This is a genomic window from Bradyrhizobium sp., from assembly GCF_049691595.1.
Lineage (GTDB): Bacteria > Pseudomonadota > Alphaproteobacteria > Rhizobiales > Xanthobacteraceae > Bradyrhizobium.
In genome coordinates this window covers 1-2,329 of record NZ_JBAVNZ010000322.1, presented here as the reverse complement: position 1 = coordinate 2,329, position 2,329 = coordinate 1, and the positions used below count along the sequence as shown (strand labels likewise).

3 protein-coding genes are annotated in these 2,329 nt (G+C 60.8%); 1 reads left to right on the top strand and 2 read right to left on the bottom strand.

From position 1 onward, the window contains the following. A partial coding sequence (locus WCE35_RS14110) for a site-specific integrase (RefSeq protein WP_424593958.1) occupies nucleotides 1–554 on the top strand: 554 nt, incomplete at its 5' end. On the opposite strand, the gene WCE35_RS14105 is transcribed toward WCE35_RS14110, so the two are convergent. Continuing rightward, a complete protein-coding gene (locus WCE35_RS14105) occupies nucleotides 551–1,204 on the bottom strand; it encodes an RloB family protein (protein ID WP_424593957.1) in 654 nt (217 codons plus the stop codon). The two genes, WCE35_RS14110 and WCE35_RS14105, sit on opposite strands and share 4 nt — an antisense overlap. A 4-nt stretch (nucleotides 1,205–1,208) precedes the next feature. Next, a partial coding sequence (locus WCE35_RS14100) for an AAA family ATPase (RefSeq protein ID WP_424593956.1) occupies nucleotides 1,209–2,329 on the bottom strand: 1,121 nt, incomplete at its 5' end.

Sequence of the window (2,329 nt, the reverse complement as noted above, 5' to 3'; positions counted from 1 at the left end):
AGCTGCTGCTGGCACTGTGTGTACGCAAGGGCGAACTGCTCGGTGCCAGGTGGACTGAATTCGATCTCGACGTCGAGACTCAGGCCGGCGCGGTCTGGCACTTGCCTGGCTCGCGGACCAAGACGGGGGAGAGTCTCGACATCCCTTTGGCTCCGCAGGTCGTCGAGTGGCTCAACGCCTTGCGCACGCGCGCGGCCGGCAGCGACTTCATCTTCCCGAAGCGCCGCCGTGATCCGCGGGAGCGGGTACCGCATGTCGGCTTGGACACCCTGAACGTCGCCTTGCAACGCGTGGCGCACAAGTTGGCGCACTTCACGCTCCATGATCTCCGGCGCACGGCACGCACGCATCTCGCAGCACTGGGCGTGCGGCGCGAGGTGGCCGAACGGTGTCTCGGTCACAAGCTGCGCGGTGTTGAGGGAACATACGATAGGCATGACTACTTCAAGGAGCGCCGCGTGGCGCTGGAACAATGGTCCACGCTGATCGGCCAAGCCGAGAGCGGCCAACGGAAGGTTGTGCCACTTCGCGCTAGGAACGATCGGAGAAATTAGGGTCGTTGCATCCGCCGAAACTGTTCAACCAGCATGGGCATGTCTGTGTCCGGAGCAATGCCGCCGCTGGTTCTCAAATCTGCTTTCAGCTGCTGAACTCTCTGGCAGGCCAGATCGAGTCCCGCTGCCGACTTGCGGAAAATGTCGCGATCGTTCTTTTGGTAGTCGGGCAGATGGGCAAGGAGCGCCTGCTGCGCCTCGGCCGAGTTCTGGAACGGACGCGCCGAGTACTCGAAGTGCAGCAGCAACCAGAACTCAATACTCGGGCAACTGGCGATGATCTGCACCTCAGTGGTAACGCCCGCGGCGTTTCGCAGGGGGCGTGCGGCCAACGCCCGCGCCGCGGCCAGATGATTTGAATCGCCATCGCAGATAACGAAGACCAGATCGTAGTCGCGGTCGCTCTTGAATAGCTTTTGCGCTTTGCGTACGAGCCCGACGGAATCGGTCACGGAGTCGCCGGCCTCGATGTGAACAGCGGCGGCGTTGATTCGCACGTGATCACGCAAGCCGTCAATATAGTTCGGCTCCGTTTCTCGGCCTTCGCAGACTACCAGTATCGCGGGCAACCCACCGCGCGACGCCTTCTGACGTGCGATACGGCGCTGCTCCTTGCGCATCTGCCGGTGCTTGGGCTGGTTGTCGCGCATCGCTTCAATGTAGATGGGTTCGCGAGATGAAGGGGACGCCACCGTACCGCGCGCGCAGGTACCCCTTCTCAAGCGCTTCGCCCTTGCGCGGACTGAAGTCGGTCAGAGGATAGAGTCGACTTGCCTGACGTTCGTCCTTGTCCATGAACCAGAACTGATCACGTCGCAGCAGCCCCGTGTCGAGCAGCGAGGTGTCATGTGTGGTCATCCACAACTGCGCACCGTGCTTGGAAACCTCCGGATCGTGGAACAAGCTCAGCACGAATCGGACGACCATCGGATGCAGGCTTGAGTCAAATTCATCGACGACCAGGAGCTTGCCGCTTTCCAGGACATCGAGAATAGGGCCGATATAGGACAGCAGCCGCTGAGTTCCCGCCGATTCAAATCGGCCGTCGAACGCGACCGCGTCCTCGCCTTCGAGCTTGTGAACGAACTTCACAATGGGCAGGTCCTGTACGCTTGTCGAAAGTTCAGGAGCCTTGCCGGCTTCCAGCTTGAAGGCCACCTGATGACCCGGAACATTCTCAACCTGGATGTCCGCGATATGCAGATCTGCCGAGCGCAGCAGATTCAGGGCCCGGGCCTTGAAGGCTGGGTCATCCATGCGCTGCAGTGTCTGGCCGATGCCCAGCGCGCCAGCCCAGTTCACGATGACGAGGCCATCCGTAAACCAATTCCAAAGTGGCTTGAGCTGCTCGTTGTTGAGCTGAATGGCTGTGGTCAGGAACAGCGCGCCTGGCCTCGTGGCCTGTCGCCAGGTCTCCTTTGCCCCCGTGAAATAACTCGAGAAGGGAGCCCACTCGTGCTCGCCCTTCGTGTCGTTCCAGCGACGCTCGAACCAGGACTGACCCTTTCCAGTCTTGTAGACGATCAGCCACTCGTCACGAATCCGCTGCGCGTCATATGAGAAGCCGTACTGGTAGCGCGTGCCGTCAAGCAGGACCACGATCTCGAACTCCGTCGGATCTCCAGAGCTACTGCGCTCCAGGCGATAAGGGGTGTACTGCTCAGCACGCGCGGCATCAAGCATCGACGTGGACTGCAACACGAGGTTGCGCATGGTCATCAGGGCAAAGATCAGATTGCTCTTGCCGCTTGCATTGGCGCCATAAACGACACCAG